At 54.0% G+C, this 26,422-nt stretch carries 25 protein-coding genes and 1 pseudogene; 11 read left to right on the top strand and 15 right to left on the bottom strand.

Annotation, left to right across the window (positions count from 1 at the left end; all coding sequences use genetic code 11):
• Positions 1–156 precede the first annotated feature (156 nt).
• Positions 157–840, top strand: coding sequence for a response regulator transcription factor (locus K1I37_RS17240; RefSeq protein WP_021297029.1), 684 nt, complete (start codon positions 157–159; stop codon positions 838–840).
• A 61-nt stretch (positions 841–901) separates the two neighbouring features.
• Positions 902–2,176, top strand: a complete 1,275-nt coding sequence (locus tag K1I37_RS17245) for a sensor histidine kinase (protein ID WP_021297030.1) — start codon at positions 902–904, stop codon at positions 2,174–2,176.
• Between the two features lie 57 nt (positions 2,177–2,233).
• Here K1I37_RS17245 and K1I37_RS17250 read toward each other — a convergent pair whose 3' ends face one another.
• Together K1I37_RS17250 and K1I37_RS17255 are read right to left on the bottom strand one after the other, a co-directional pair.
• Positions 2,234–3,031 carry a lipoate--protein ligase family protein gene (locus K1I37_RS17250; RefSeq protein ID WP_021297031.1) on the bottom strand — a complete coding sequence of 266 codons (798 nt, stop codon included), beginning with the start codon at positions 3,029–3,031 and terminating at the stop codon, positions 2,234–2,236.
• A 72-nt stretch (positions 3,032–3,103) separates the two neighbouring features.
• Positions 3,104–3,991, bottom strand: a complete 888-nt coding sequence (locus K1I37_RS17255) for a LysR family transcriptional regulator (protein WP_021297032.1) — start codon at positions 3,989–3,991, stop codon at positions 3,104–3,106.
• 140 nt (positions 3,992–4,131) lie between these two features.
• Here K1I37_RS17255 and K1I37_RS17260 point away from each other — a divergent pair, with 140 nt between their 5' ends.
• On the top strand, positions 4,132–5,394 hold the full coding sequence (locus tag K1I37_RS17260; RefSeq protein WP_021297033.1) for an adenylosuccinate synthase: 1,263 nt from the start codon (positions 4,132–4,134) through the stop codon (positions 5,392–5,394).
• 72 nt (positions 5,395–5,466) lie between these two features.
• Positions 5,467–6,831 (top strand): multicopper oxidase domain-containing protein, encoded by a 1,365-nt coding sequence (locus K1I37_RS17265; protein WP_236613895.1) that lies wholly within the window; start codon positions 5,467–5,469, stop codon positions 6,829–6,831.
• Positions 6,832–6,962: 131 nt separating this feature from the next.
• Here the strand turns inward: K1I37_RS17265 and K1I37_RS17270 are convergent, their stop codons facing one another.
• The 4 genes from K1I37_RS17270 to K1I37_RS17285 all read right to left on the bottom strand — a co-directional run bounded on the left by K1I37_RS17270 (position 6,963) and on the right by K1I37_RS17285 (position 10,323).
• On the bottom strand, positions 6,963–7,355 hold the full coding sequence (locus K1I37_RS17270; protein WP_021297035.1) for a cupredoxin domain-containing protein: 393 nt from the start codon (positions 7,353–7,355) through the stop codon (positions 6,963–6,965).
• A gap of 218 nt (positions 7,356–7,573) precedes the next feature.
• Complete coding sequence (gap, locus tag K1I37_RS17275) at positions 7,574–8,578, bottom strand: type I glyceraldehyde-3-phosphate dehydrogenase (RefSeq protein ID WP_021297036.1); 1,005 nt, start codon at positions 8,576–8,578, stop codon at positions 7,574–7,576.
• 13 nt (positions 8,579–8,591) lie between these two features.
• The gene (locus tag K1I37_RS17280; RefSeq protein WP_021297037.1) at positions 8,592–9,626 is read right to left on the bottom strand and encodes a sugar-binding transcriptional regulator; all 1,035 of its coding nucleotides are present in this window, start codon (positions 9,624–9,626) and stop codon (positions 8,592–8,594) included.
• A gap of 301 nt (positions 9,627–9,927) precedes the next feature.
• Positions 9,928–10,323, bottom strand: coding sequence for a C40 family peptidase (locus tag K1I37_RS17285; protein WP_021297038.1), 396 nt, complete (start codon positions 10,321–10,323; stop codon positions 9,928–9,930).
• Between the two features lie 80 nt (positions 10,324–10,403).
• Here K1I37_RS17285 and K1I37_RS17290 point away from each other — a divergent pair, with 80 nt between their 5' ends.
• Complete coding sequence (locus K1I37_RS17290; RefSeq protein ID WP_021297039.1) at positions 10,404–10,619, top strand: hypothetical protein; 216 nt, start codon at positions 10,404–10,406, stop codon at positions 10,617–10,619.
• Between the two features lie 16 nt (positions 10,620–10,635).
• Here the strand turns inward: K1I37_RS17290 and coaA are convergent, their stop codons facing one another.
• Both coaA and K1I37_RS17300 read right to left on the bottom strand, forming a co-directional pair.
• Entirely contained in the window at positions 10,636–11,598 is a 963-nt protein-coding gene (coaA, locus tag K1I37_RS17295; RefSeq protein ID WP_021297040.1) for a type I pantothenate kinase, read from the bottom strand.
• A gap of 128 nt (positions 11,599–11,726) precedes the next feature.
• Entirely contained in the window at positions 11,727–12,536 is an 810-nt protein-coding gene (locus K1I37_RS17300) for a helix-turn-helix transcriptional regulator (RefSeq protein ID WP_031218867.1), read from the bottom strand.
• A gap of 375 nt (positions 12,537–12,911) precedes the next feature.
• On the opposite strand from K1I37_RS17300, the gene K1I37_RS17305 reads away from it, so the two are divergent.
• Both K1I37_RS17305 and K1I37_RS17310 read left to right on the top strand, forming a co-directional pair.
• A complete protein-coding gene (locus K1I37_RS17305) occupies positions 12,912–13,394 on the top strand; it encodes a helical membrane plugin domain-containing protein (RefSeq protein WP_021297042.1) in 483 nt (160 codons plus the stop codon).
• Between the two features lie 92 nt (positions 13,395–13,486).
• Positions 13,487–14,095 (top strand): TetR/AcrR family transcriptional regulator, encoded by a 609-nt coding sequence (locus tag K1I37_RS17310; RefSeq protein ID WP_021297043.1) that lies wholly within the window; start codon positions 13,487–13,489, stop codon positions 14,093–14,095.
• Positions 14,096–14,121: 26 nt separating this feature from the next.
• On the opposite strand, the gene K1I37_RS17315 is transcribed toward K1I37_RS17310, so the two are convergent.
• A complete protein-coding gene (locus K1I37_RS17315; RefSeq protein ID WP_021297044.1) occupies positions 14,122–14,946 on the bottom strand; it encodes a hypothetical protein in 825 nt (274 codons plus the stop codon).
• Positions 14,947–15,098: 152 nt separating this feature from the next.
• On the opposite strand from K1I37_RS17315, the gene K1I37_RS17320 reads away from it, so the two are divergent.
• The 4 genes and pseudogenes from K1I37_RS17320 (at position 15,099) to msrB (ending at position 18,458) form a co-directional block, all read left to right on the top strand.
• Positions 15,099–15,941, top strand: a complete 843-nt coding sequence (locus K1I37_RS17320; RefSeq protein WP_021297045.1) for a hypothetical protein — start codon at positions 15,099–15,101, stop codon at positions 15,939–15,941.
• 29 nt (positions 15,942–15,970) lie between these two features.
• On the top strand, positions 15,971–16,738 hold the full coding sequence (locus tag K1I37_RS17325) for a YdcF family protein (protein ID WP_021297046.1): 768 nt from the start codon (positions 15,971–15,973) through the stop codon (positions 16,736–16,738).
• Positions 16,739–16,919: 181 nt separating this feature from the next.
• Positions 16,920–17,926 (top strand): annotated as a pseudogene (locus tag K1I37_RS17330) (LLM class flavin-dependent oxidoreductase); the annotation flags it as partial.
• An 88-nt stretch (positions 17,927–18,014) separates the two neighbouring features.
• A complete protein-coding gene (msrB, locus tag K1I37_RS17335) occupies positions 18,015–18,458 on the top strand; it encodes a peptide-methionine (R)-S-oxide reductase MsrB (protein WP_021297049.1) in 444 nt (147 codons plus the stop codon).
• A 67-nt stretch (positions 18,459–18,525) separates the two neighbouring features.
• Here msrB and K1I37_RS17340 read toward each other — a convergent pair whose 3' ends face one another.
• From K1I37_RS17340 to K1I37_RS17365, 6 genes are all read right to left on the bottom strand, one after another.
• Entirely contained in the window at positions 18,526–19,320 is a 795-nt protein-coding gene (locus K1I37_RS17340) for a YoaK family protein (protein ID WP_021297050.1), read from the bottom strand.
• A 43-nt stretch (positions 19,321–19,363) separates the two neighbouring features.
• The gene (locus tag K1I37_RS17345; RefSeq protein ID WP_021297051.1) at positions 19,364–20,254 is read right to left on the bottom strand and encodes an ABC transporter permease; all 891 of its coding nucleotides are present in this window, start codon (positions 20,252–20,254) and stop codon (positions 19,364–19,366) included.
• A gap of 1 nt (position 20,255) precedes the next feature.
• Positions 20,256–21,209, bottom strand: coding sequence for an ABC transporter permease (locus K1I37_RS17350; protein ID WP_021297052.1), 954 nt, complete (start codon positions 21,207–21,209; stop codon positions 20,256–20,258).
• Between the two features lie 111 nt (positions 21,210–21,320).
• Positions 21,321–22,889, bottom strand: coding sequence for an ABC transporter substrate-binding protein (locus K1I37_RS17355; RefSeq protein WP_021297053.1), 1,569 nt, complete (start codon positions 22,887–22,889; stop codon positions 21,321–21,323).
• 17 nt (positions 22,890–22,906) lie between these two features.
• Positions 22,907–23,608 (bottom strand): GntR family transcriptional regulator, encoded by a 702-nt coding sequence (locus K1I37_RS17360; RefSeq protein WP_021297054.1) that lies wholly within the window; start codon positions 23,606–23,608, stop codon positions 22,907–22,909.
• Positions 23,609–24,687: 1,079 nt separating this feature from the next.
• Entirely contained in the window at positions 24,688–26,379 is a 1,692-nt protein-coding gene (locus tag K1I37_RS17365) for a ribulokinase (protein WP_021297056.1), read from the bottom strand.
• Between the last annotated feature and the right edge of the window lie 43 nt (positions 26,380–26,422).

The following is a 26,422-nucleotide window of genomic DNA, read 5'->3' on the forward strand; positions in this document are numbered from 1 at the left end:
ATACACGCGACGAGCAGCCGCGTAGCTTTATCGTAAAACTTCAATCATGTTCCGTCATGTTCTTTCGTGAGCCCGCGATAGTATAGCACGTTCATTGTCGCGTGCAAACCATGTACAATATGGATAGACAATTCGCCAGGGTGGGAGTGGGATGACGTGCGTATTTTACTCGTGGAGGACGAGCGGCGACTAGCGTCGGCGCTGAAACAGCTGTTTAAGGAGAATCAGTACATCGTCGACGTGGCACACGACGGGGAGATGGGTTACGACTTAGCGACGACAGACAGTTACGATATCGTCATCCTCGACATTATGTTGCCAGGCATGTCCGGTATCGAGATTCTCAAAGGTATGCGTGAACAGGATGTACAAACCCCTGTACTCTTACTCACCGCGAAAGACACCGTGGAAGATCGGGTCGTCGGTCTCGACGCGGGCGCGGATGACTACCTAGTCAAACCGTTCGACAACAAGGAACTTCTCGCACGCGTGCGGGCTTTGACGCGACGTACGGGGCAAATCAGCGGCACCGACGCGATGGAGGCCGGGCCTTTCCGGCTCGATTTCACAACGCGTACAGTGACCAGAGACGAGGAACCCCTGACACTCACGGCCAAGGAATTTCAGCTATTGGAGCTGTTCCTTCGCAATCAAGGCAAAGTGCTTTCCAAGGAAATCATACTCGATAGAGTGTGGGGGCCAGACGCCGATGTCATCGGCAATGCGGTCGAGAACTACGTACACTTTCTGCGTAAAAAAATCGACGAACCAGATAAACCGTCTTACATTGCAACCGTTCGTGGGGTCGGCTACATCTTCCAGCCTGATCCGCAAGCTTGAGACACGAAGTCTCTTGCATAGTACATGATGAACGATGTCAAAGGATAAAGAAGGTCTGTGATTGTTTAGGCGACTGCGATTTCGCATTACATTACTGTCTGTCATCTTGTTAATCGTTCTCTACTCCATCACCTCGTTTGCGGTGTTTGCGATTATCCGCGGCACGGCGATGCAGAGTATCGACGGACAGTTGAACCGGGCAGCCCGTGAAATTCTGACACCCGGGTTTGTCACGCCGCAAGAAATTCCCGGCGTCTATATTATCGAAGCGTATGGGGCTGGGCAGCCCTTATATGCATCGCCAGAACTCGCTGAATTCGGAGAGAACCTAGCCACGCAAATCAACAACCGGATATCGACCTTGACGACCAAGACGTACCTCAATTATACGTCGAGCAACGGCCACTTCCGCATCTTGTTCATTCCGTGGCAGTCCACCTCCGGTGGACAGCGAATTTACTTGGCGACCCTGACGGAGGATAGTGGAAGTCTCCGTTTGCTTGCGTACCTGCAGCATATCATTCTGATTGTCGGCGCATTTGGCCTAGTCGGTGCGACCCTAGTCGGCTTCATCCTCGCCGACCGCATGCTTCGCCCAATCCGATCCGCCTGGCAACGCCAACTCGAATTCGTCGCCGACGCTTCGCATGAACTGCGTACACCACTCGCAGTCATTCAATCAAACCTTGGTATCGTCATGGAACACACCGATGAAACCGTGCTTGAGAACCTGGAATGGCTGAACAACGCACACAGCGAGTCGCGACGATTATCCAAGCTCGTCCAAGACTTGTTGACGCTTGCGCGTTCGGACTCAGATCAAGTGCATATTGAGCATGGTGCCGTCGATTTGCGGGATCTCATCCTGCATATTCACGAGTTGTACGAGACGCTAGCCGAGATGAAAGGAATTCAACTGAAAGCTGACGCCCCCGTGCCAATTACCATTTCGGGCGATAGAGACAGGCTACATCAGTTATTAGTGATTCTGCTCGACAATGCCTTGAAGTTCACACAAGAGGGGGGAAGCGTCCACATCACGTTAACACAACAGCGTAACTTCGCTGTCATTTCCGTTCAGGACACAGGGCTCGGGATTGCGAAAGAAGATCTCAAGCGGGTGTTTGACAGATTCTATACGGTCGATCCCGCCCGCTCCCGCGAACAATCCGCGAAGGGCACCGGCCTTGGTCTCTCCATCGCAAGTTGGGTGGTGGCAGCGCACGGCGGTAAGATCGGCATCGACAGCGAAGGGCTTGGCAAAGGCACGACCGTCCATGTCGAGCTGCCGATTCCCACCAAATTTCCGCGCGTTGGCAATGGCAGTACAACGTGATGCGCCGCAGGCCCGCAGGCCGTGAGGGCACAGCGACACATCACGGGACCTGCACCATCACGAGCGCACATGAACCGCGATACCAGCACTGCGATAATACCGCTCGAGAAATGTGACAAAGTCCTTTTGCGCAGTGGCTGCAGAATACGTCTGCCCTGGTTGCACCTTGTTCAGCGCATCGGCCAGTGAGGTCGATGTGCTGGCATCGACCCGGTATGGGTCTCCGACCTCTTCATAGAAGCGATTGATGACATCCGTTGCTTCCATCATGTCGACATCAACCACAATACAGGCGTGCGCGAGCACGTAGCCCGGGTGCCTCGATTTCGTACCAGCCAGCCCACCACGCCAAGCTTGTGCCGTTCCAACCACTTTTTTGCCATCGACCAGCACATTGTAATTCCCATCACAGTAACTACCCGGAACAGCGCCCGTCGTCGCCACAAGGCCCATACTCGTAAACCAATCCAACATCGGTTGACAAAGCAGTTGATAATACGCGTCCGTCGTCACCTTATCTTTTGTGCGCGGAAAAAGCAGAGAGAAATTGAGCACCCCGGGCCCGTGCGGCACAGCCGTACCGCCGGTCGGACGGACGAGAATCGGCCAGCCCAGCCTGTCCATCGTGGCCATCGCAGCTTCTCCTTTGGGCCCCGCGACGTCACGTTTACTCACAACAAGCCCCCGAACGGGTGCGTGGCGCCATACGCGCACGGTTGGCATACGGTCTTGCCGACCGACTTCGCGCGCCCACTCGTCATCCAAAAGAATATTGCGCGTTGCGTCCAAAGGATCTTCTCCAGTATTCAGCTCAATGCTTGGTGGCATCAGCGTAAGCAGATGGTCCTGTATCATCTCTTGGTTTCTCCTTTTTATACGTCTCCGATAGCACGTCCATTCCCTCCTATGGTACCTAAACCCATCGACTTACGCTTGGGTAAGTGTCATCAAGAACTGGACAAACGCGGCAGTTACGGCAGGCAATCCGCTACTTCGGCGCGTGAGGGCCGTGATTGTACGCGCACCGAGCGTGGCATCCGTCAGTGTGACCATGGCCAAACGCCCTTGCGCTACGTCGTCGGCCACCGCCGATTTCGGCAATACCGCCATGCCCAGCCCAGCTTGAACAAAGCGGCTAATCGCCTCCAAACTGTCTGTTTCGACAACAGCGCGCAAGCCCTCCTGTCGAGCACCGAGTTTTTTGTCGACAATTTGCCGCAAACCAGAATCGGATCGCATTAAAACAAGCGGCATCTCCGCCATTTCACGGACCGAACAACGCGCCCCGGCCTGTGGGTGCGACGGCGCCACGACGACGCACAATTCATCCCGCCACAACGGCACGGTGGTAAACAGGTCACGGTCTGCAGGGGGCGTCGTGACAAAGGCGAGATCGATCTCGCGCCGCATGAGCCGCTCGCTGACCTCCTTTGACGATCCGGTCACAATATGAAATCGCACAGCCGGGTGCTTGGCCGCGTAGTTTGCAATGACATTTGGCAATAAATAGATACATGGGGTCAAACCGGAACCAAGACGGACAGTTCCTTGCTCCGGGTCAGTCAATTCTGACAACGCATCCAGCAACCGCGTTTGTGTCTGTAGAAGCTCGCGCGCTGTATCGTAAACTTTTGCACCTGCTCTGGTCAGAATCAGCCGTTTGCCAACTCGGTCGAACAAGGTTGTCCCCAAGGTGCGCTCCAACTGCTGAATCTGCCGCGTGACGGTGGGTTGTGTGGTGTGCAACACTTCTGCGGCAGCCGACACGGTCTCGTGCTCGACCACCATAAGAAACGTTTGATAGGCACCGAGCATTGGTAGGTATGCCTCCCTTTGCCATACGAAGCGAACAGGCGTTATACGATATTCGCATCCATTTCATACACATCATTCATTTTACACATATCAAATGAAGTCGTACACTGAAAAAGGATTTTCCTAGAGGGGGTCATCAAGTGTTTCATGCAGTGATTGGTGCGCAGTACGGGGACGAAGGCAAGGGCAAAATGGTAGACTACTTGGCCGAACAGGCCGACATCGTCGTTCGCTACCAAGGCGGCGGCAATGCGGGACATACGATTGTCAACAAGTACGGGAAATTTGCGCTTCACCTCGTTCCGTCCGGCATTTTCCATCCACATACAACGTCCGTCCTCGGTGCAGGCATGGTCATTCACCCAGGGCAACTGGTGAAAGAATTAGAGACGCTCGAAGCAGGGAACATCGACACGTCGCGCCTCGTCATCTCAGAGCGGGCGCATATGGTCCTTCCTTACCATATCTGGCAGGACGCGTGGGAAGAGGAACAGCGGAAGAAAAAGGTCGGCACCACACTGCAGGGCATTGGCCCCAGCTATCAAGATAAAGTCGGGCGCTTTGGTCTCCAATTTGGCGAACTGCGCGACTTGTCCCGGTTTGAGACGCGACTGCGCCAAGCCTGGGAGGCAAAACTCACCCGCATTCCTCAACTCAAGGACTATGGGCAATTTGATGAGATGTGGACAGAGTTGATGGCCGCGAGAGATCGTCTGCTCCCCTACATTCAAGATACGACCCCGCTGCTCTACGAGGCAGCACAAAAAGATTTACACGTGCTGCTCGAGGGACAACTGGGTATTATGCGAGACCTGGATTGGGGCATCTACCCATTCGTCACGTCCTCGTCGCCGATTTCAGGAGGCATTCCAGCGGGCGCAGGCATTCCACCTACGGCGATCCGCCGCATCACAGGGATTACCAAAGCCTATACGACGGCGGTGGGCGCAGGTCCGTTCCCAACGGAATTGCACGATGAACACGGAACATATTTGCAGGAAAAGGGCCACGAGTTTGGGGCGACCACCGGCCGTCCACGCGCGTGTGGTTGGCTAGATCTGCCGACCTTGCGATATGGCGCTTGGATTAACGGCTATACGGAGCTCGCGTTGATGAAGCTCGACGTGTTGTCCGGTCTCGACAAAATTGGCGTCTGCACTGCCTACGAACTGGACGGCGAATCGCACATCTGGCCACTGCAGGCGTCGGATATGGAGCGAGTGACACCGAAGATTGAGTGGCTCAATGGCTGGCAGGAAGATTTGTCAGACTGCCGCTCGTATAGTGACCTTCCTGCGAACGCTCGCGCATTCGTCGAGTATATCGAGGCGGCCGTGAACGTACCCGTAAACTTTGTCTCGGTGGGACCAGGCCGAGATCAGACGATGATTCGCAACCGTTAAGCCATTGCGAGATGGCTCGAAACAGGTACCTCCGATCAGTCGGATTAGAAAGAAGGATACACGGTGATAGGGATGAAAAGGGGGCGGCTCACGTCTATCCTGCGATATGCAGGAACTTGTGGCGCCGCACTGTTGCTTTTCGTGGGTACGACTGGCTGTCAAACATCCGGGTCCAGCGCGAATACCGCATCTCCGGCGGCAGCGACCACGAACGCGAAACATGTGACCGTACAACTCCAAAGCTCCGCGTTTAGTCCAGCGCAGATTCACGTGACACCAGGTACCACCGTGACGTGGAAGAATGACGACGCCGTGATTCACACGGTCACAAGCGGACAAAACGGCAAACCAGACGGGGTGTTCGACTCAAAAGATTTAGCGCCCGGCAAAAGCTTCTCATATACGTTTAAAAAATCGGGTACCTACCCTTACTATTGTGTTTACCACCCGAACATGGTTGGCACGGTGACCGTGAGTTCAACCAATGCCACAACCACGAGCGACGGCGGGGACATGAGTGGAATGGGGGGCATGGATAGCGGTGCTGCATCGACCACCAGCACAAGTGGTGCTATCGCACCGCTCGGAACCGGATCGAGTGGTGAACCCAAACTCGCGGACGACATGCGGCTCTTGCCCTATAAGATGGAAAATGGCTACAAGGTCTTTCACTTGACCGCGCAGCCCGTTTACTGGGAAGTCAAACCCGGCCAAAAAGTAGAGGCCTGGGCGTACAATGGCACCGTCCCTGGCCCCGAAATTCGGGTGGACCAAGGAGATAAAGTCAAAATCGAAGTGACGAACAAGCTCACAGAGGGCACGACGGTGCACTGGCACGGCCTCGACGTCCCGTTTAAGCAAGATGGATCCGGCGGTATCAGCCAACCCGATATCAAACCAGGGCAGACGTGGACCTACACATTCACGGTCAACGCACCGCCTGGTACCTATATGTATCACGACCACCCGATGAAAGACATGCTCAAACAGGAGCAAATGGGCCTCTTTGGCGCCTTTATTGTGGAGCCAAAGGGGACAGGCTGGAAGCAAGTCCACCCTGGCTACCAGGATGAGTATACGCTCATCGTCAACGACTCGCCGCAGTTCGGGTACACCATCAACGGCCTCTCCTACCCAGCGACGCCTGTGATGCCGGTCAAACTTGGCGACAAAGTGTTGGTGCACCTGATTAACATCGGCTCCATGGACCATCCAATGCACCTGCATGGATTCCATTTCCAGTTGATAAATCAGGACGGCTGGCCGCTATCGTCGCCGCAGTGGCTCGATACCATCAACACATCGCCGGGATCGACCTATGATTTGGCGTTCACCGCGAACCAGAAGGGCAAGTGGCTGTTCCACTGTCATATCACAGAGCACGTGACGGATGGCGAAAATATGAGCGGCATGGTGACGATGTTCAACGTCCAATGACCTCCGTTCAGCGAAGTCACTGAACACCACAGTGACTTCGCCAGACGACTTGAGCACGACGAAAAAGCCCCCTCGCATACGGCGATGGGGGCTTTTTCCTATCCTAAGGCTCAAATTTTACTCGTGGCGGATTAGACGACCTTGAATTTCTGCACCATTTGCTCGTGTCCTGGACCACAGAACTTCGAGCAGACAATCGTGTATGTCCCCGCCTTCTTTGGCGTCCAAACGACGGTTTTCGTCTGGCCGGACGCAATCGGCACATTGATATTCGTGCCGGAAATTGCAAATCCGTGCGATCCGCTCGTGCAAGAGAGATCAAACACGATGGGCTGATTGTCCTTGAACGTCGACTTGTCCAATGTCCAACTGTAATCCTGCGCAGTCACGTGAACGACCTGAGCGTCTTTCGGCACGCTGGTCTGTGCACTCGTATTCGAATTCCCAGAATCACTGGTACCGCAGCCTGTGACAGCAACAAGCACAGCGAACACGGGGATGGTCATCAGCGAACGAAATTTCATTAGTAAACACCCCTTTATGGCCTTTGTACAGGCACAACTGGAAGCACACTTCGATGATCATATCAAAATTCCGGCCACATAAACATGACAAGACGGTGAACGTGTGCGGGATATGGAACCGCTTAAATCATGCCGCGCGCCAAGGCGAACACACAAAAAAGCCGCCGCGCCACCCTGACTTGGCAGAGCGCGCAGCGGCTTTGACCGCAAAGCGACAATTACATCTTGGAGGCGATGAAATTGGCGAGATCGACTACGCGGTTGGAGTAACCCCACTCGTTGTCGTACCAAGCGACGACCTTCACCATGTCGTCGATGATCATGGTGGACAGTGCATCGACGGTGGAGGAGTGTGGATCCCCATTGTAATCACGCGACACAAGCGGCTCGTCGCTGTACGCGAGAATGCCCTTGAGCGGCCCCTCAGCAGCTTGCTTCAAAGCTTCGTTGACCGATTCGACCGTCGCCGTGGACTTCACTTGCGCCGTCAAGTCAACCAGCGAGACGTTCGGCGTCGGGACGCGCATTGCCATACCGTTCAAACGGCCCTTGAGGTGTGGCAAAACGAGACCGACCGCCTTTGCAGCGCCTGTCGACGTCGGGATGATGTTGAGCGCCGCCGCACGCGCCCGCCGCATATCGGAGTGCGGCAAATCGAGAATGCGTTGGTCGTTTGTATAGGAGTGAACAGTCGTCATCAGGCCTTTTTCAATGCCGAATACATCGTCGATAACCTTTGCGACCGGTGCAAGACAGTTGGTGGTGCAGGATGCGTTCGAGATGACGTGGTGATTCGCTGGGTCATACGCGTCTTGGTTGACACCCATCACGATGGTCACGTCTTCGTTTTTCGCCGGCGCGGAGATGATAACCTTCTTGGCGCCGCCTTGCGTGATGTGCACCTGCGCTTTGTTCTTGTCGGTAAAGATACCCGTAGACTCGATCACGATTTCAGCGCCGACTTCAGACCACTTGATAGCGCCTGGGTCGCGTTCTGCGAACACTTTAACGGTTTTTCCGCCAACGATGAGCGCACCTTCTTGCGCTTCTACCTCCGCGTCCAAAATCCCGTGAACGGAATCGTACTTGAGCAGAGCGGCCAACGTCTTTGCGTCGGTCAAGTCATTGACGGCCACAATCTCGATATTCTCGTTCTTGAGCGCGGCGCGGAACACATTGCGGCCAATTCGGCCAAATCCATTAATGCCAACTTTTACTGCCATGTCGTTTCTCTCCTCACACATTAGTGTCGATTTGAACCAAGCGTTTCGCAGCCCCTTCATCGGTCACGAGCGCATCGATGCGATACGCCTTTGCTGCAGCCGCAATGGCATTCGCTTTTCGTTTGCCGCCAGCGACGGCGAGTACTTCACGGACGTGACGGATGTCGGACAATCTCAGACCAATGGTCTTCATCGAATAGGCCACTTCCCCGTCTTGGTCAAAGTAATACCCAAAGGCCTCAGCCTTCGCACCGCGCGCTTGCAGGTGAGCCAATTCCTCGGCGCTGACCTGCCGACGCCGCGCCATCGCCATTGCATCGCCAATGCCATGCACGACGACGGTCGAGGCCCGGATAATCGGAAGCCGTTCCTGAACGTATGGGTCAGTCAGCAGTTGATCTACTGCCCCGGGCGATAATCTGTCGGGCACGTGCAGCATCATAGACGTCCCACCGAGTTTTTCGGCGAGCGTCGAAGCGATAGTGTTCGCTTGATACTCCACCGTCTCACCGACACCACCGCGCGCCGGAACCACTTGCAAGTTGCGATAACTCTGCCGGACAACCATATTGCGCGCGAGTGCGGCTACTGTGGTACCGCCGGTTACTGCGACAATGTCGCCTTCGCGAAGGATAGTTTGCAGATACTGGCCTGCTTGTAACCCTAATTGGTCAATCACCCAAGGTTCTTCGTCACTGTCGCCTTCAACGACCAAAACCTTAGGAATATGTAACATCTGCGAGAGCGTTCTGGCCAAATCAAACCGACCGGCTGCCGCAGCGGCGACTGCCTCTAGTTCCCCTAATAACGTGCTTCCCTCTTCTGAAAGTGATACACCAGCAGCGGAACTCAATAACAGTCCCTGTTGGCGCAGCACGTCCAGTTCTGCACGCAAGGTACGCTCGGATTGTTGCATAGCTTGTGCCAGTGCCCTCCGTCCAATCGGGCCAAGCAGGTTCACGCGTTGTAAAATGCGCAAGCGCTGCTGTAACACATCCATTAGTTCAGGGACAACCCTGCGCACAGCCGTCCAATCCGAAGTCTCCATACAGGCTCACCTATCCCGGTTCGAACCATCGGGACATTGAAAGTCCCGATGGTTCATTTTTCGTCCCGTTAACTTAAGTTTAGCGCAGCCGTTGCTACGGTGCAACCAAATACGCCACATTCCACAACTTTGGGCGATAGAAGGCCAAGCGTTATACCGACAAACACAAATAGGCTGTTTCTGTCCGCAAGGATATTGCAGACCGAAACAACCTATTTCGAGATTCTGTCATGCGCCGCAACCGCATTATGGGTGGATCAGATGCAACAAGTCACTTGACTTGCACCTGTATCGTATCGCCCTAAAACATGCGCTTGACTGCGGTCAAATGCTTGCCCCAGTAGTATCCTTTACCGAGCTTCATATAGGCGACTTTACCAGCACCGCCGCCCTCCTGAATCATTTCATTGTTCCCGATATAAATACCTACATGTTTCCCGTTGTCGAAGATCAAGAGATCTCCGGGACGCATGTTTGCTTTAGCGACTTTCCACCCCACCGACTTCCCTTGCACCTGTGAGGATGTGCTGAACTTGTAACCCAGCGCATGGTGATACACATACTCTGTGTAATTGGAACAGTCAAAGCCTTTCTGCCCACGGTCTTCATTGTGACCCCAGATATACGGGGTGCCAAGCTTACTCTTTGCCACGCGGAGGACGGCATTATATTTCGTCTGCCAACTAGCGCTCGGCAACCAGCTACCCTTGGTCTTGACATGTGTTACGCCCGGCGGCAAGTGTCAACGAAGGAGAAAACACGACGGGAGTCAGGGTCGTGCAGGCGAGCGCAGTAGCCGCCAACACGGTCTTGCTGATTCGGGTTGTGTTCGTCAAGAAGTTAATCACTCATCGTCCTTTCTTCTTCTTTGAAATCTGTCGCGGCGCATATACCTACCGTAACAAGACCCAATGGACGAATAAAAGGACAAATCATTCCCGCTCTATGCAAATCCTGACGCACAACCCCGTCCTTTCCTCACCTGCCATCTGAAATCCACTGTTTTCTGTTATATTTTTCGCAAATACACCTGCTCCACCATATGATGGTCACCCTTCTGCAAGATGAGATCAGCGCGTTGCTTCGTCGGCAGAATGTTTTCCCGCAGGTTTTTCGCGTTAATCTCTTCCCAAATCCGCAGTGCCGTCTGGTTGGCTTCTTCAACGGTCAAACTGGCATACCGGTGAAAATACGACAGCTTGTCGCGAAATGCCGTCTCGCGGAGCTTCTGAAACCGCTCGATATACCACTGCCGAATGAGCGCCTCTTGTGCATCCACGTAAATCGAGAAGTCGAAAAAGTCGGAGACGAATACATTCATTGGCTTTGCACCGTTCGTCGAACGGCTCGTCTGCAAGACATTGACACCTTCCAGAATGACGATGTCCGGCTGACGCACGACAATCTGCTCAGATGCCACAATGTCATACGTTAGGTGGGAGTAGACTGGAGCGATGACCTCCGGTTTGCCAGACTTGACGTCGGCCAAGAAGTGAATCAGCTTGCGCGTATCGTAGCTTTCTGGAAATCCCTTTCGGTGCATGATTCCGCGGCGTTCCAATTCGCGATTCGGATACAGAAAACCGTCGGTTGTAACGAGGTCTACCTTTGGATGATTGGGCCAACGCGACAGCAAAGCCTGAATGATTCTCGCCGTGGTACTCTTGCCGACCGCCACACTGCCCGCAATGCCGATGATGTATGGCACCTTTTCCCCCGTATCGCCGAGAAATTCGTGCGTTGCCCGATATAAGCTCTGCGTGGCACCAACGTAGAGGTTTAAAAGGCGGGTGAGCGGCAAATAAATTTCTTCGACCTCCGTCAGCGACACTTGTTCGTTGAGTCCGTGCAGTGTCTCCAACTCCGCTTCCGTCAACGTCAGTGGTGTCGCTTTCCGCAGATTTCGCCATTCATCCCGAGAAAACTTGATATATGGTGAAAACGTTCTCTTTTCCGTGCCCGTCTGACCCATTCCTCTGCCCCCAGAACTCCCACAAAAATGGGCCCGGTTCCCCGAGCCTAAATCCGGCATACCAGCCGGATGACAACCATTTTGTAGTATACAACTTCCAGAGGTCACAGGGAAACTTCGTGACAACTTCACTGTGCGCGTTGGCGAAAAGCGCGAGGAGAAATGCCATAGCGAGATCGGAATACGCGGTAGAAGTATGAATAGCTACGAAAACCACAGGAATCCGCAATCTGTTCGAGATTAAACGTACTGAACCGCATGCGGTCACACGCCATCTGCAACCGTACCTCGAGCAGATACTGCACGATGGTCTGCTGATACGTTTCCTTAAAAATGTGAACCGCCCGCGAGATGCTAAGCCCAGCAGCATCGGCGACGTCTTTCAGCGTGATGTCGTCCGGCGCATGGCGTTCGATAAACCAACGCATCCTATCTGCAGCTAGTGGGACGGTCGAGTGGCTGTTGGCGTCGTGTGCGTGTCGGTCTATCGTGAGGCACAACGCGCGCAACAAATAGTCACACAACTCCATATTTGGCGTACCTGGTCTTCGGTACTCCTCAATCAACTGCCGCCACAAATGCACGCAGTGTTCGTGCAGCGACAGCCGAGCGTGTGTGGGACGCCTGCGCTTCTGCCACCACTCGTCCAGCCATGGGCCCTGACACATTAAATATAAATCGATGGAGTGAACGAAGTCCTCCTGAAAGCGGTCGATTTGCAACTCGTACGCCTGGCCTGGCCCGAATAGCAGCAAATCGCCAGACTTGACGTGCATCATCTGATTGTCGACCAACGCGCGGGCGTGGCCATCAATCTGCAAGCGAAACAAGTAACACCCAAGCCCAGCGCGCTCCTGTTGGCGATATGGCGCCTCGTGTTCCGCATAGCCGACACGAATCACGCGCGTACCTTGTTGTGACTGACTCGTTGTATCCATTGTCAATGCCGATTCACTCCAATGACTGGAGATTTCGCAAATTCGATGTTACCAGATGATCTGACCTGCGTATACATCAAAATTGCGCCAGATGCGCCGAACGACGGGGATACAACACGCCATATCGGAAACCATCACCAGTGTCTTTGTGTGCGTTTGCCGACTTTGATGACAATTCATACAGACTTTTCGAAGCCTGGTATTAGACAAAGAGGCTTTAAGTCCACTATACTGTGGAGTGGAATTCTCACGTCGGATCACGGTACAATTGGTTGTCATGATCCAGCGGATATATCTCTTCTTCAAGAATGCAGTTATTTTGAGCCATGATGCACAGGCTACTCTAGGGGTGCAAAGAGCAAGGAGGTCCTCAACGTGACAGAGGCAACAAATGTGAACGAATCGGTCGACGTAACCGATGTACTTCTCAACCCACAGGTACAGAACTCCCTGAACACGGTCCTTGAGAATTTACCGCAACTCGCTTCTATCCTGAGTGCGATGACAAAGGACGAAGAGACCCTCAACGGCCTCGTAACTATCGTCGACAGTCTGCCAACCTTGGCAAAGATTGTCCACCTGGTAGACCGAGTTTACCGTGCTGCAGAAGATGCGGTGACCGACGGTGATACACTCGAAGGCCTGACAAAGATGGCACAAGGTTATCTGGAGCCAGCGGTAGGAACGATTCAAAAGGGCCGCCAAGCGTTCGAAATCGCCAAAGAGCGCGCTGAGAAGGACCAAACTCGCTATAGCGTATTCTCCGTTCTCAAGATGTTGAAAGACCCGACCGTGCAAAAAGCACTTCGCTTTACCCAAGCGATGCTCGACGCGCTCGGCGAAGTCAATAAAAAGTAAACTGCAGGAGACTGCAATTTACATGAAAAGGCCCTCGCACGACGTGTCGAGGGCCTTTCTAGGGTTCGCGTGTTAAGAGGAGATTCGACGCAATGGCAGACGAGCAAAGAACGACCTATCACCAACCAAAAACATCTCGCGGACAACGACGAGTCAATATCATCTTAGACGCTGCTGAACAGTTGATTGCGGAAATTGGTTACGACGCCATGACGACCAACGCAATTGCGCTTCGCGCTGAGACGTCAATCGGTTCGCTTTATCAATTTTTCCCAAACAAAGAAAGCGTCGTGCAGGCATTAGCGGACAGATATCGAAGCAGTTTAACGTCGCTGCTCGACGACGCCCTCGAATTGGCCTCAACGAACGTCAGTTTTTCAGAACAGCTAGAGTGCATCATCGACAAGGTTGTTCAATTTAAAGTTCAGCATGTTGCGTTCGAATTCATATTCGATTGGACGAGCTGCTTTCCGACGGAGTCCCTGGCGGATGAAGTCATGTCCAGGCTACTGTCCATATTGTCGCTATGGGCACCTGAGATGTCGATGCAGCAAAAACAACTGTACGCAGAAGTGTGCATCCGCATCATGAGTGCACTCCTTCCCGCGACACATGTGAATTCGCAAATCCGTCCAGAGATGGTGACAGAGCTCAAACGCGTGCTCGCAAACTATTTACTGCCGTTGTTCGGCTCAAATTAAGCGCGGTGTTGCCACCAAGACGCTGGTTATTGCACAGGCCACCAACCTTTGGGCATTTGTACGCCAATCGATAGATATCCTTTGACGGCGGGATGTTGGTCATCGACCTCTTTCGCGACGTCCATCAGGAACCGGGCGGTCTCGAAATCGCCCAATTGCTCACGCTCTTGAACGTCCACTATCAAACGCTCGACATACTCTGACCGCTCAGCTTCTGATACTTGGTCGCGAGCGAATTGGCCGACAAAAGCCTTTACCCGCGCCGCATCAGACCATTTGCCGAGCCGTGCCAACAAGATCGGCAAAATTTCGAGCCCCTCAATCGTGAGCATGGAATTGTTTTCTTCCACCGCAAGTTGTAACTGTTCATACGCAGTTTCAAAATCTTCGGCATCCAATAAAGTCTGAATATAAATGGACCGAATGTACGGCGCAATACTCGGATTCTTCGTCATCGTCTCCCGTACATAAGCTGCCGCGATAGATTGCGTCGGCGCGCGCAGGACGTACAGCCGCGTGATAAACATGAAAAGCGACACGACCACAAACAAATCGGTCGATCTCGCCAAACAAGCACTCACCTCGTGCTCAAACCACGCCTCGTTTTGCTCCTGCAACGCGACGTCAGCGAGATAGAGCCGTAGAGGCCAAGCAGCTTCTTCTCTAGACAGGATATCTTCAAGCCACTGGCGGCGAGCGAGTAAGTCGATGGGTCGTTCGTTTAGATATGCGTCTTCAAGCGCTGTCAGTCGAGATTTTGCGTCATCGTCCTGCATCCGTTCGCGTATCGTGTCAATTGCGTTCATCACGAGATAGTCTGCTGCTTCATTCAACTGTGCTTCTTGGTCCACAAAAGCCCCACCTTGTCCCCTGAAATGATTCTTGTCCCATTGTAACGTATAACCGGCCTTGCGAAGTGCTATGATGGTCAGGAATAATGGCATAGACAACGCATTTGCGATGTTGCAGCCGCAACAGTACGCAAAGAATAAGGAGAATGACCATGGCAAGCGCTGCTGGCGGATCATCCAATTTGCGCATAGAGATTCAACGATTAGAGGAACTGTCGACCGAAGACATCTTCACGGAATTACAACGCCAAGGCGTCGAGATAAATGAAGACCTGTTTCGCAAAGTCTGTCAAAAACACCATTCCATCAACGCAGTAGCACAGCGCTGGCAAGCTGCCAAAGGTACGTCTCCCGCGTTCCTCACGGCGGCGACAGTCGTGCTCTGGGACAGGCTCTGCACTGACCTGTTCTGCTGGGAGGACTTCGCGAGTCTGGTCCAAAAGGGCATCGATGATATCCGTTCGAACAACCGGATGCAAGCCATCGACAAGTGGCTGAATGCGTGGCGAGGGCTGCGCGCGTTCGCAGAAGAAAAGAAGGTTCGGGACATTTCTGTATTTGATATGCAGGTGCCGGAAAACGTGTTGCCAGAGGAACTGTTCAGCTGGGTCCAGGACGTCGAGATGGCCTTGACGGATCAGGTGGACGAATTCCCGCAACTGGCCACCGCTCTACTGGATTATACGCGGTCATTCCAGCAGACTTTCCCCTCATCTGCGACACCGATTTTACTCAATATGCAGAGCGCGGAGAGCATCGCATTATTCGTCCTCGGAGAAACGCGCGAGGCGGACGCTATCCGCGAACAATTGTGCGAAGAATACCCGGATGACGCTTGGACGTTCATCGATTGGGGCGACGAATACAACCCGAAGTATCAGCGAAACCCACGTCTCGCCGACGTAGAGAAAGCGCGGCAAATCTATGCGCGCGGCCTGGCGGTTGCCACAGAAGACACCGAGACGCTGCGCTCACGAATTGCAGAATTGACGTAAGTGTCCAAAGCGTTGGAGGGCGTTACCCCGTGTTTACTATCGTCAAGATCGTCGAATCACTGATTTTGCCGCCTGGGCTATTTGCGGTGATTATGGCCATTCTTGGATATTTCGCATACCGTAAACTCCGTCGTATATCGATTGCGCTGTTTCTCGTCGCCGCCATCGTGTATGCCAGCAGCACACAAATGGTCGCTGGCGCGCTCATCCGCCCCTTGGAAGACGCATACCCGCAGCCACGACATCCCCACGGGGATGTCATTGTCATGCTCGGGGGCGGGTCAGTCATCGGCACACCAGACATCAATGGTGAAGGAAATCTCAGCGGCAGCGCCGCCAATCGCCTCCTGACCACCGCCCGCCTCTACGACATGCTCCACCTACCTATCATCATCACGGCAGGACCCAAGCGAATGGTTCAAGGGCAAGATCAGTCCGAGGCGCAAATCGCCAAACGCGAACTTATCAGTCTCGGTATTCCAAGTGGGCTTATCTACACGGAGAACAACAGCCGAAACACCGAAGAGAACGCAGAATTCACCAAACCCATCCTCAAAGCGCATCACTTGAGGCACCCAATTCTCGTCACTTCCGCGTTTCATATGTCGCGCGCCGTGCTCGATTTTGAACATTACGGCATCGAAGTGACGCCGTTCCCAACTGATTACCAAGCCAGTACCATCTCTGGCAGCTACCAACTGGCCTACCTTCCGTCGACCGCGGCACTCGACGTCACTGAACTCGCCCTAAAAGAGTATGTCGGATGGGTGGCGACGAAGCTGGGTGTAAAGGGCTGAGGTCGCACTTTAGCAAAGCCGTCATCCAACTGGTTCCGTGCAATGCCCTGTGAAAAAGGGGTATAATTTTTGAGTGATGCAAGACGCAACATGTCTATCTCTGACTCGCCATCCGTTAATTCTCCCCCTCCACAATCGAGGGGTGGTTATACAAGCGTCGTCTACGCCAGGAGGGAACCGCATGCTCAAACTTAGTATTCTCGACCAGTCCCCCATCTCACACGGCAGTGACGCGCGCGTTGCCCTCCAACAGACCGTTCAGGTGGCCCAACTCGCCGATAGGTTAGGATACCATCGACTGTGGGTCTCCGAGCACCACGACGCGCCGACGCTCGCGGGATCGACACCGGAAATTTTGATTGCCCACCTGGCAGCCAAGACGAGTCGCCTCCGCATTGGCTCTGGTGGTGTCATGCTTCCACACTACAGCGCCTACAAGGTGGCAGAAAATTTCCGTATGCTCGAAGCGCTTTACCCCGGGCGCGTCGACGTGGGCGTTGGGCGGGCGCCAGGTGGCATGCCGCGGTCAACGATGGCTCTGCAAGAAGGCAAACCTCGGGGTGCCGTCGATTATATGCAGCAAGTCGCTGACCTTCGCGATTACTTGACTGACGCACTCCCGGAAGACCACCGCTTCTACGGTTTGACGGCATCGCCGGTCATCGACACAGTACCGGAAATGTGGTTACTCGGCTCCAGCGACGGAAGTGCCTATGTGGCTGCACAACAGGGCACGGCGTTTTCCTTTGCCCACTTCATCAACGGTGAAGGCGGTACTGCGGCCATGCAAATGTATCGAGATAGATTCGTGCCATCGCGATTGTGCGCGTCCCCAGAGACGAGTGTCGCCATTTTCGCCTTCTGTGCTGACACGGAAAAACGGAAAAAGAGGCAGATAAATTAGCCTCAGTCCTCGATTTGTCGTTGGTCTTTTTGGCCAATGGCCAGCGAGCGGATGGCGTACCCACCATTGAGATGGCACAATCCTACCCATACAGCCGCTACGAACTGGCGTTGGTCAAAGAAAACCGAAAGCGAATGGTGGTTGGGGATAAAGTGAGTGTCAAACAGCAAATCGAAGCGTTGGCGCAAGCATACGGAACAAATGAAGTGATACTCTGTACCAATACCGCCCGCTTGGAGGATAGGCTCCATTCCTTTGAATTGGTAGCCGAAGCGTTTGGCTTGCAAGAGAGAACCCCATCGGCGAACACAACCGCCGCGCACGCGCGCGACATCCCATCCCGGGCGCAGCACTCAGAGGAGGAATGAAACGATGGACAATCAAGAAGCACTTAAAAAGCGGCTCACCCCGCTACAGTACGAAGTGACCCAGCACAATGCCACGGAGCCGCCGTTTCACAACGAGTATTGGAATCACGACGAAGAAGGAATTTACGTCGACATCGTCTCAGGCAAACCGCTGTTTTGCTCTCTCGACAAATACGACGCTGGCTGTGGCTGGCCCAGCTTCACAAAACCCATTGACCCACAGGAGATTGTCGAGAAAACCGACTACAGTCACGGGATGATTCGAACGGAAGTACGCAGTGAAACGGCCGATTCCCACTTGGGCCACGTGTTTAATGACGGTCCACGCGAAGCTGGCGGGTTGCGCTACTGCATCAACTCCGCTGCCTTGCGATTCATCCCGAAACAAGATCTCGAAAAGGAAGGGTACGGCGCCTACGTAAAGTTGTTCGAGCAACAGCAAAAATAGGCTTTCATATGAAAAAAAGCAGCCTGCGCGGCGAACCGCCTGGCTGCTTTTTTTCGCCATGTGGAAGTCACGGTGACAAGGTTTGCACATTTTGCGAAGCAAGCACATGGCGTCGCTTCGAACGCCGCCCCCAGAGCGTAATGACCATGACACAAAGGACGACCAAAAGCGCGCCAAAGCCCGTAAGCCGATACAAATGCAGCGTCAAAAGACCGCCCGCTAAGGCCCCAGCCACATAGACGACAGCGGCTGCCATCGGAAACTTCCATTGACTCGACTTGCTGGAGTTTGAAGTGGAAGCTGTCGTCGTGGTGGATGGCGTTTTGAATCCTTTGAGAATCGATTCGACCGCAGTCACCATCATGCCTGTGATATACGTCGTCGTCACACCTTGAATATTAATTAATCGCGCGACGACGCTTTGAATACCCATGCCTACAGACGAAAGCGCGATACACAACTCGACCTGACCTTCAGATAGTTGCGGAACAACGACTAACATCACAGCTAACACGACCAGCGAGACCGCCTCGAGCGCCAGCGCCGCAAGCATCCGTCGACGAGGTGCCAAGGAGGCGCTCCCGGCGTGCAATGTCAGCCAGCCAACGATGACGCCGATAAAGAAGGCGACAAGTGCGATGCCGGATCGGACGGAAGACAGGATGTCCCCCGACACCACCTCAATGCCGAGCAACACGACATTGCCTGTCATATTGGCCGTGAACACGTGGCTGAGCGCCAGACAACTGAACGCATCAATATATCCACCTACACCGGAGAGAAGCAGCAGTACACTGTACGCCTGTTTCCCCGCCAATTTGTCAACCACTGCGGGTGCAGATGAATCGTTGCTCTTCGTCATAATCACCGACCCTTCCGTGAGATGTGAAAATAGACTTCGCAGCCTACCTCCCCTGCCGCGGATCTAGCCATCGCTGGATACCGTCACCCAAGACGTTGAACCCAAGTACCGACACGACAATCGCTAAGCCTGGTACGACGGCCAACCATGGCGCCTGTCCAAGATACCCCTGGGCATTTTGCAACATCGTACCCCAACTCGCCGTCGGTGGCTGAACCCCAAGTCCCAAATAGCTCAGGCTGGCCTCAGCCACAATCCCCGACGCCATCGCCATGGTCGCCTGCACGAGCAACGGCGTCATCGAGTTTGGTAGAATGTGTTTCCACATAATTCGCCAATCTGTCGACCCCAACGATCTCGCCGCAACCACGTACTCCTTCTCAAACTCAGCCATCACCTGTCCGCGAACGGTGCGCACGAAAATGGGCACATAGCCGATACCGATGGCAATCATCGCGTTGCGCGCGCCAGGTCCGAGCATCGCGGCTAAGACTAGGGCCAAAATGAGAAATGGAAATGCTTGTATCGCATCAATGATCCGCATAATAATCCAGTCATCGAGAAACCCACGGTAAAATCCTGTGATAAGTCCAATTGGAATGCCCACCACGAGCCCGACGACCAGTGCGCCGACCGCGACTTCCATCGACGTACGCGCCCCAATCATCGTGCGCGCCAGCTGATCTCTGCCCAACTGGTCTGTACCAAACCAGTGATGCGCGGATGGCCCTTTGAGAATATTCGTATAGTCGTTGACGTTGGGTCCGACTGGAGACAGGAGCGGCGCGAAAATGGCGACAAATACCACAACGCCAACTATGATACCACCAATCCACAACTGTTTGTTGCGAAATAACCTGCGCCCGCGCCGTTTGCGTGTCGTGACCGCAGGTGTGGTCGCAACCTCTTTGACGACATCCTTTGGCACCGCCATACTAGGACCTCCCTCCAGTCAAACGAATGCGTGGATCGACGAAGCCATAGACGAGATCGACAATTAAGTTGACGACGACGACAATCAACGCAGCCACCATCGCCGCTCCTTGAACTGTCGTGTAATCGCGACTAAAGACACTTTGTACGAGCAGTTGGCCAAATCCAGGTAGGGAGAAAATCTGCTCCGTGATGACGAGACCGCCAAGCAGGCCGGCAATCTGTATTCCAGCCGTCGTGACAACTGGAATCAGGGCATTTGGCAATGCGTGACCGACAATCACAACAAACCCGCGCAGGCCCTTCGCGCGTGCAGTGCGGACAAAGTCCTGGTCTACCACTTCCATCAGGCTCGAGCGCAACATCCGCAACAATACGGCGGCTTCGCGGATACCGGTCGCGACCATCGGCAAAATCATCGTCGATAAATTCTGCCCCGGATTTTGCCAAATGGGCACGTACCCGGATGACTGGAACAGGTGCACCTTGACGGTAAACAGCAACAAGAAGATGATGCCAATCCAAAATGGCGGAACAGCGAGGCCAATGGTCGACGTGAACAGCGCCACAAAATCAGCCCATTTCCCGCGATACACCGCAGCCAAGATACCGAGTGGAAAGGCGATAAGCAGTGCCACAATCAATGTGCCAATCGCCAACTCCACCGTCACTGGCAGCCGCTGGCCAATCAGCTTCATCACCGCTTCGTGGTCAATCAAGGACGTCCCGAGATTCCCGTGAAACAGTTTCCCCATCCACTGTACATATTGCATGAACAGCGGCTGATTCAGGCCCATTTGCGCGCGCAACGCCGCGACCGCTGACGGTGTCGCGTCCTGTCCCAGGATGATTTGTGCCGGATCTCCAGGGATTAAGTGAATAAGACTAAACACCATCATACTGAGAAATAAGAGAACGGGAATCATCGTCAAAAGGCGTTTCACGACGTATGCCATACCTAAACCTCCCGAAATCATTGCTGCAACTTGTACGAGTGACCCCCGGAGCGGGAACGATCTCCGGAGGCGACACTCGACTCACCGCTTCGTTCTTGAAGAGGGACGACGTCAAATGGACATGTCGGCGATGCGGAAAACCCCATCCGGATACGCCTGAAAGCCCTGCAGATTTTTCGAGTAGGCATACGTGTTATTCTGGAAATAGATGAAAATGTATGGGTCTTGTTTGTGCATCTCGTCCATAAATTGCGAGTAAATCGCTTTGCGCTTCGACATGTCGCCGACTTGTCGGGCTTCGTCCAGCAATTTATCAATGGTCGGGTCACTAAAGTTCGATCCGTTTTGCGGACCATTGGTATACCAGAACTGATAGGTGTTCTGATCTGGATCAACACGGCCCGACCACCCGAGCGCAGAAGCCTGGAAGGCGTGGTTCGTATTGTTGGACAACAGCGTACCGAACTCGAGCTGCTGAATCTTCATCGTGATGTTGTACTTCGCGAGCATACTTTGCATAATCTGGGCGACCTCGGCACTGACGGGGCTGTTCGCCGTTTGCAGCGTAAACGTAAAGCCGTTCGGGTCACCTGCTTCTTTTAAGAACTTCTTGACCTCGTCCCCATTTGGCGCAGGAGGTGTGTCCTGTTTTGCGTCATACACGGGTGACTTCGGACTAAACGGACCCCATGCCGGTGAAGCCTCGCCCTTGAACACCACATTCGTAATCGTTTGACGGTCAATCGCGGCATCCACCGCTTCCCGCAGATACTGATTGTTAAACGGCGCCTCGCTCGTATTCAAATAGACGCCTTGATAGCCTAAACCTGGCGTGTTGGAGACGACGAAGTTCGCATTCTGCTGAAGTGTCGACAGCGACTGTGCGGGCACTTGGTCGGCCAACTGAATGGCGCCATTCTCCAGGTTGGTCAACTCGACATTCGGATCACTAAACGCCTTAAATGTCACCTGCTGAATCTTCGGTGCGCCCTTCCAATAGTTTGGATTGGCTTTCACCGTAATATGGTCACCCTTCACGCGGCTCTCAAAGATGTAGGGACCTGTCCCCACTGGGTGGTTGGCGTAGTCGTCCCCATACTTTTTCACCGCAGCCGGAGACACCATCATCCCGGCCCTATCCGTCAATACGCCGAGCAGCGGGCTGTAAGGTGTTTTCAAATGCAACACGACCGTGTTGCTATCCGGCGTGTCAATCGACTGAATCATATTGAGTTCACTAGCTCTCGCAGAGGTCTTGGCCATGTCTCTCTGCAAATTAAACCTCACTGCAGCCGAATCAAACGTCGTCCCGTCCTGGAATTTGACGCCCGTCTGCAAGTGGAACGTGTAGGTCTTGCCGTCGGACGACACTTCGTAGGTCTTGACGAGATCAGGAACAATCTTGCCATCTGGCGTGAGTGCAAAGAGTGTGTCATAAATGTTGGCCATGACCTGGCGATCGACCAGCGCACTCGACAACGCTGGGTCAAGCGTCGATGGATCCGCCTGCAATCCCACATTGAGCACACCCGTCTGGCTGCCCGTGGAGGTCACCGTCGTGTTGGCGGCACTACCTGCCGTGCCTGCTGCATTATTTGTTCCACCGCTGCCACATCCGACAACGGCACCCATAGCAATCAGCGTAGAGATGACGGCGAGCGACGTTCCTGCCTTTTTCACCTAGCACAACTCCCCTACTATTTTTCTTGTGATGGTACAAAATATGGAAAATTCAAAATAGTTCCGCCGTACTTTGCAACAAACCGCTCAATGACCTGTAAATCTTTCAAAATGTGCCTGTACATCGCATCTCGCGCAGCCGTCTCGTCTCCGGCCTTCAAAGCGGTATAAATTTCTCCATGCTCTTGCAGGATATTTGTTTGCTGATTGTTGATGTCGAGTACGAGGGCGCCGTAATACTGAATGAGTGCGGACACGTTTTCCATGATGCGAACAAAACGACTGTTTCCGCCGCAAAGCCAAATCGATTGGTGAAACTGATTGTTAAGCGGAACGATGCCATGCCTGTCACCGGATGCCAAACACGCTTCTGTCGCCTCCAAGTTGGCCTGCAGATGTTCGTCATCGATTTGCTCAAACCGCCGTGCAGCCAACGCGGCCGCAGCGGGTTCAATCGCCAGACGAAGGTCTGATAATTCGTGAAAGTCTTCAATCGTGGGCACGAAGACGTGGAGCGCCCCACCTTGTTCTACGAGCAACTGGTCATTGGTCAGCAATCGCATGGCCTCGCGCACTGGACTCCGACTCACCGCTAACTCGGCAGCGAGCTTCGTCTCGACAATTTTTTCACCGGGCCGAAGTTCACCGCTCAAAATTGCCGCTCGCAAATGTTCATAAACTTGGTTGACCAACGGTAGCGCACGTTGAATCGGCGTCACTTTCTACCTCCCCTCAAGCAAACATCCCGTGAAGCTATTTGACTCAAAGTCCCTTCGGTCGACCGTCGACCGTATTTAATTTAGGAAGATTATAAAGCTAAATTTTCGGATAGGTCAATGTTTTATGTACATTCAAATTGTTTCATTTATATGAAAGCGTTTGCCAGAGGGGATAGAGGGAAAATGTACGAGGGCTGTGGGGGGTGCGGTGGCGGGATCGACGGGATCGACGGAGGGACGGGAGCTGCCCAAGCGAATTAAGGTAGATTATTTGCCCTATTGAGTTTAATACCGCCAATTTGGGCAGTTTAAGACATCAAAAGTGTCTTAATAGTCGGAAAACCAGCCAATGATGCGACTATTGGCAGAAATAAGGCACTTTTTCTGCTCTATTACTCCAGAATTGAGGCCTCTGGTCTTATTAAGACACTCTGCCGGAGAATCGCATTCGAAGGCACGGCAAATGGCGTTTCGTCTCTACTATCGCCACAATAAAAGCCACCGAAGACGAGGGGGATATGTCTCGATTGCGGCGCATTGGGGCGGAGGATTTGTGGGCATTTTGGCTGATGGCGCGGGCCGGCGGGATCGGCGGCGGGACGGGAGCTTCCCAAGCGAATTAAGGTAGATTATTTTCCCTATTGAGTTCAATACCGCCAATTTGGGCAGTTTAAGACATCAAAAATGTCTTAATGGTCGGAAAACCGGCCAATGATGCGACTATGGGCAGAAATAAGGCACTTTTTCTGCTCTATTCCTTCTTCATTGAGGCCTCTTGTCTTATTAAGACACTCTGCCTTAAGTCACTCTACTTAAGACACTCTGCCTTAAGTCACTCTACTTAAGACACTCTGCTTAAGTCACTCTGCGCCGGAGAACCACATTCAAAATCACGGCAAGTGCTCGTTTCGTCCCTACCATCGCCACGATAAAAGCCACACCAGGGTGCGCAGCACCCCAAAGAAACGCGCAGCGATGCTAGAGCTCGCAAGCCCACTCAATGAAAGCGGGTGCCTGGCGACGTGGCACCCGAATATAGCACAGGCTACCTTCGAAAACGCATAGATCACGGAGGTCGTTTACTCACCTGCGCAATCGCCAATCGGCGCCTTCGCGGCTTCGCGCAAGTGACGTAGTTCATGCATGAGGTACGCCCGATCCCGCCCCAAATCATCATGCAGTGTCAAGTAGACTTGGTACAATTTATCGTAAGTCGCGCGATGCGCGGGGTTTGGCGAATAGACTGCGCCGGGATGGCCGCTCGTCATCGATTCTACGGCCTCGGCGAACGTATCGTACCCGCCGTGCTCGCGCCCGGCAACCATAGCACCAAAGATAGCCGCACCGACAGCGACGTTTTCCGATTCACTGGGTACATATACCTTGCGTCCGGTGATATCGGCGTAAAGCTGCATCAAGAAGGCGTTTTTCTGTGCGATACCGCCACCGATATGGAGCGTTTGCACGGGCAGATTCGCCGCCTCAAACTGCTCGACGATGCGACGTGTCCCAAATGCGGTTGCCTCCATGAGGGCACGGTAGACCTCAGCGGGCGTTGTCGCGAGCGAGTAGCCGAGGACGGCGCCGCTTAATTGTGTGTCGGCGAGGACGGATCGGTTCCCATTCCACCAATCCAACGCGATGAGGCCGCTCTCCCCTGGCGCAAGCCGAGCAGCTTCGCGCTCGAGCCACGTGAAGATGGACACCCCGGCGCCGTCCGCGGCGCGCACCACGTCAACCGGCACGGACTTCGCATACCAAGCAAAGATGTCGCCAACCGCAGCCTGACCCGCTTCATAACCAAAGTAACCCGGCACAATGCCATCGCGAACAACCCCGGTAATCCCCTCGACGAGTACCTCGTGACTCGCCAACAACATATGGCAGGTCGACGTGCCCATCGCCAAGGCCAACTGCCCTGCAGCGGTTACACCCAGCCCGGGAACCGCAGCAAACGCGTCGATCACGGCGGTAGCAACCGGAATGCCAGCCGGCAGGCCCAATCGTTTCGCCACACTTGGCGCCAACCGTCCCGCGCGAGCACCGACCGGTACCACAGGCCCGCGCAGTTTCGTCGCCGCAAGATGCGCCAGTTGCGGATGTACTGCGCGCAGGTAGTCACTCGGCGGAAACCCGTCGCGCACGTGCCACATCGCCTTGAATCCCGCACCACCAGCATTTCGTACGAACGCCCCAGTCAAATGGAAGACCATCCAATCTCCAGCTTCCACAAATCGATCCGCCGCCGCCCAAATCTGCTCATCTTCCTCCAGCACCTGCAGCATTTTCGGCAGCGCCCATTCCGGGGAAATATGACCGCCGCACCGTGACAAAAACACCTCGTTGCGAGATCGCGCAACCTCTGTCAGACGCGATGCCTCTTTCCAGGCAGCGTGGTGTTTCCAGAGCTTCGGCCAACTATGCGGTCGCCGCCGATAGTCATCGCGCAAGCACAATGGCATTCCGTCGACGTCAATTGGCAAAAGGGTACAAGACGTAAAATCGATACCAATTCCAACGATGTCACTCGCGCGAATGCCCGCCTGTGCAACCGCCTGGGGTACGGATTCCTCAACAGCATCCACCCAATCCTTAGGATGCTGCAGAGCCCATTTGTCCCCAAGCGCCTCGCCCGTCGGGAGCCTGTCCGACAGCACGCCATGCGCGTATACCGTGCGGTGACGTCCTACTACCTTGCCCGTCTCGACATCGACAATCACCACCCTTGCCGACTCCGTGCCAAAATCCAGACCTAGCGTATATCTACTCACGAAAGTGGCCACCTTTCCAAACCAAATGTGCGCTTTGAGCGAT

Source organism: Alicyclobacillus acidoterrestris (genome assembly GCF_022674245.1).
In the GTDB taxonomy this organism is placed as follows: domain Bacteria; phylum Bacillota; class Bacilli; order Alicyclobacillales; family Alicyclobacillaceae; genus Alicyclobacillus; species Alicyclobacillus acidoterrestris.

Excerpts from the sequence above, each read along its gene's own strand:
- K1I37_RS17280 (WP_021297037.1), bottom strand. The coding sequence starts at position 9,626 with ATGGAGACTTCGGATTGGACGGCTGTGCGCAGGGTTGTCCCTGAACTA.
- K1I37_RS17255 (WP_021297032.1), bottom strand. The coding sequence starts at position 3,991 with ATGCTCGGTGCCTATCAAACGTTTCTTATGGTGGTCGAGCACGAGACC.
- K1I37_RS17320 (WP_021297045.1), top strand. The coding sequence starts at position 15,099 with ATGGCAAGCGCTGCTGGCGGATCATCCAATTTGCGCATAGAGATTCAA.
- K1I37_RS17300 (WP_031218867.1), bottom strand. The coding sequence starts at position 12,536 with ATGGATACAACGAGTCAGTCACAACAAGGTACGCGCGTGATTCGTGTC.
- K1I37_RS17340 (WP_021297050.1), bottom strand. The coding sequence starts at position 19,320 with ATGACGAAGAGCAACGATTCATCTGCACCCGCAGTGGTTGACAAATTG.
- K1I37_RS17265 (WP_236613895.1), top strand. The coding sequence starts at position 5,467 with ATGAAAAGGGGGCGGCTCACGTCTATCCTGCGATATGCAGGAACTTGT.
- gap (WP_021297036.1), bottom strand. The coding sequence starts at position 8,578 with ATGGCAGTAAAAGTTGGCATTAATGGATTTGGCCGAATTGGCCGCAAT.
- K1I37_RS17350 (WP_021297052.1), bottom strand. The coding sequence starts at position 21,209 with ATGGCATACGTCGTGAAACGCCTTTTGACGATGATTCCCGTTCTCTTA.
- K1I37_RS17345 (WP_021297051.1), bottom strand. The coding sequence starts at position 20,254 with ATGGCGGTGCCAAAGGATGTCGTCAAAGAGGTTGCGACCACACCTGCG.
- K1I37_RS17310 (WP_021297043.1), top strand. The coding sequence starts at position 13,487 with ATGGCAGACGAGCAAAGAACGACCTATCACCAACCAAAAACATCTCGC.
- K1I37_RS17270 (WP_021297035.1), bottom strand. The coding sequence starts at position 7,355 with ATGAAATTTCGTTCGCTGATGACCATCCCCGTGTTCGCTGTGCTTGTT.
- K1I37_RS17250 (WP_021297031.1), bottom strand. The coding sequence starts at position 3,031 with ATGATACAGGACCATCTGCTTACGCTGATGCCACCAAGCATTGAGCTG.
- msrB (WP_021297049.1), top strand. The coding sequence starts at position 18,015 with ATGGACAATCAAGAAGCACTTAAAAAGCGGCTCACCCCGCTACAGTAC.
- coaA (WP_021297040.1), bottom strand. The coding sequence starts at position 11,598 with ATGGGTCAGACGGGCACGGAAAAGAGAACGTTTTCACCATATATCAAG.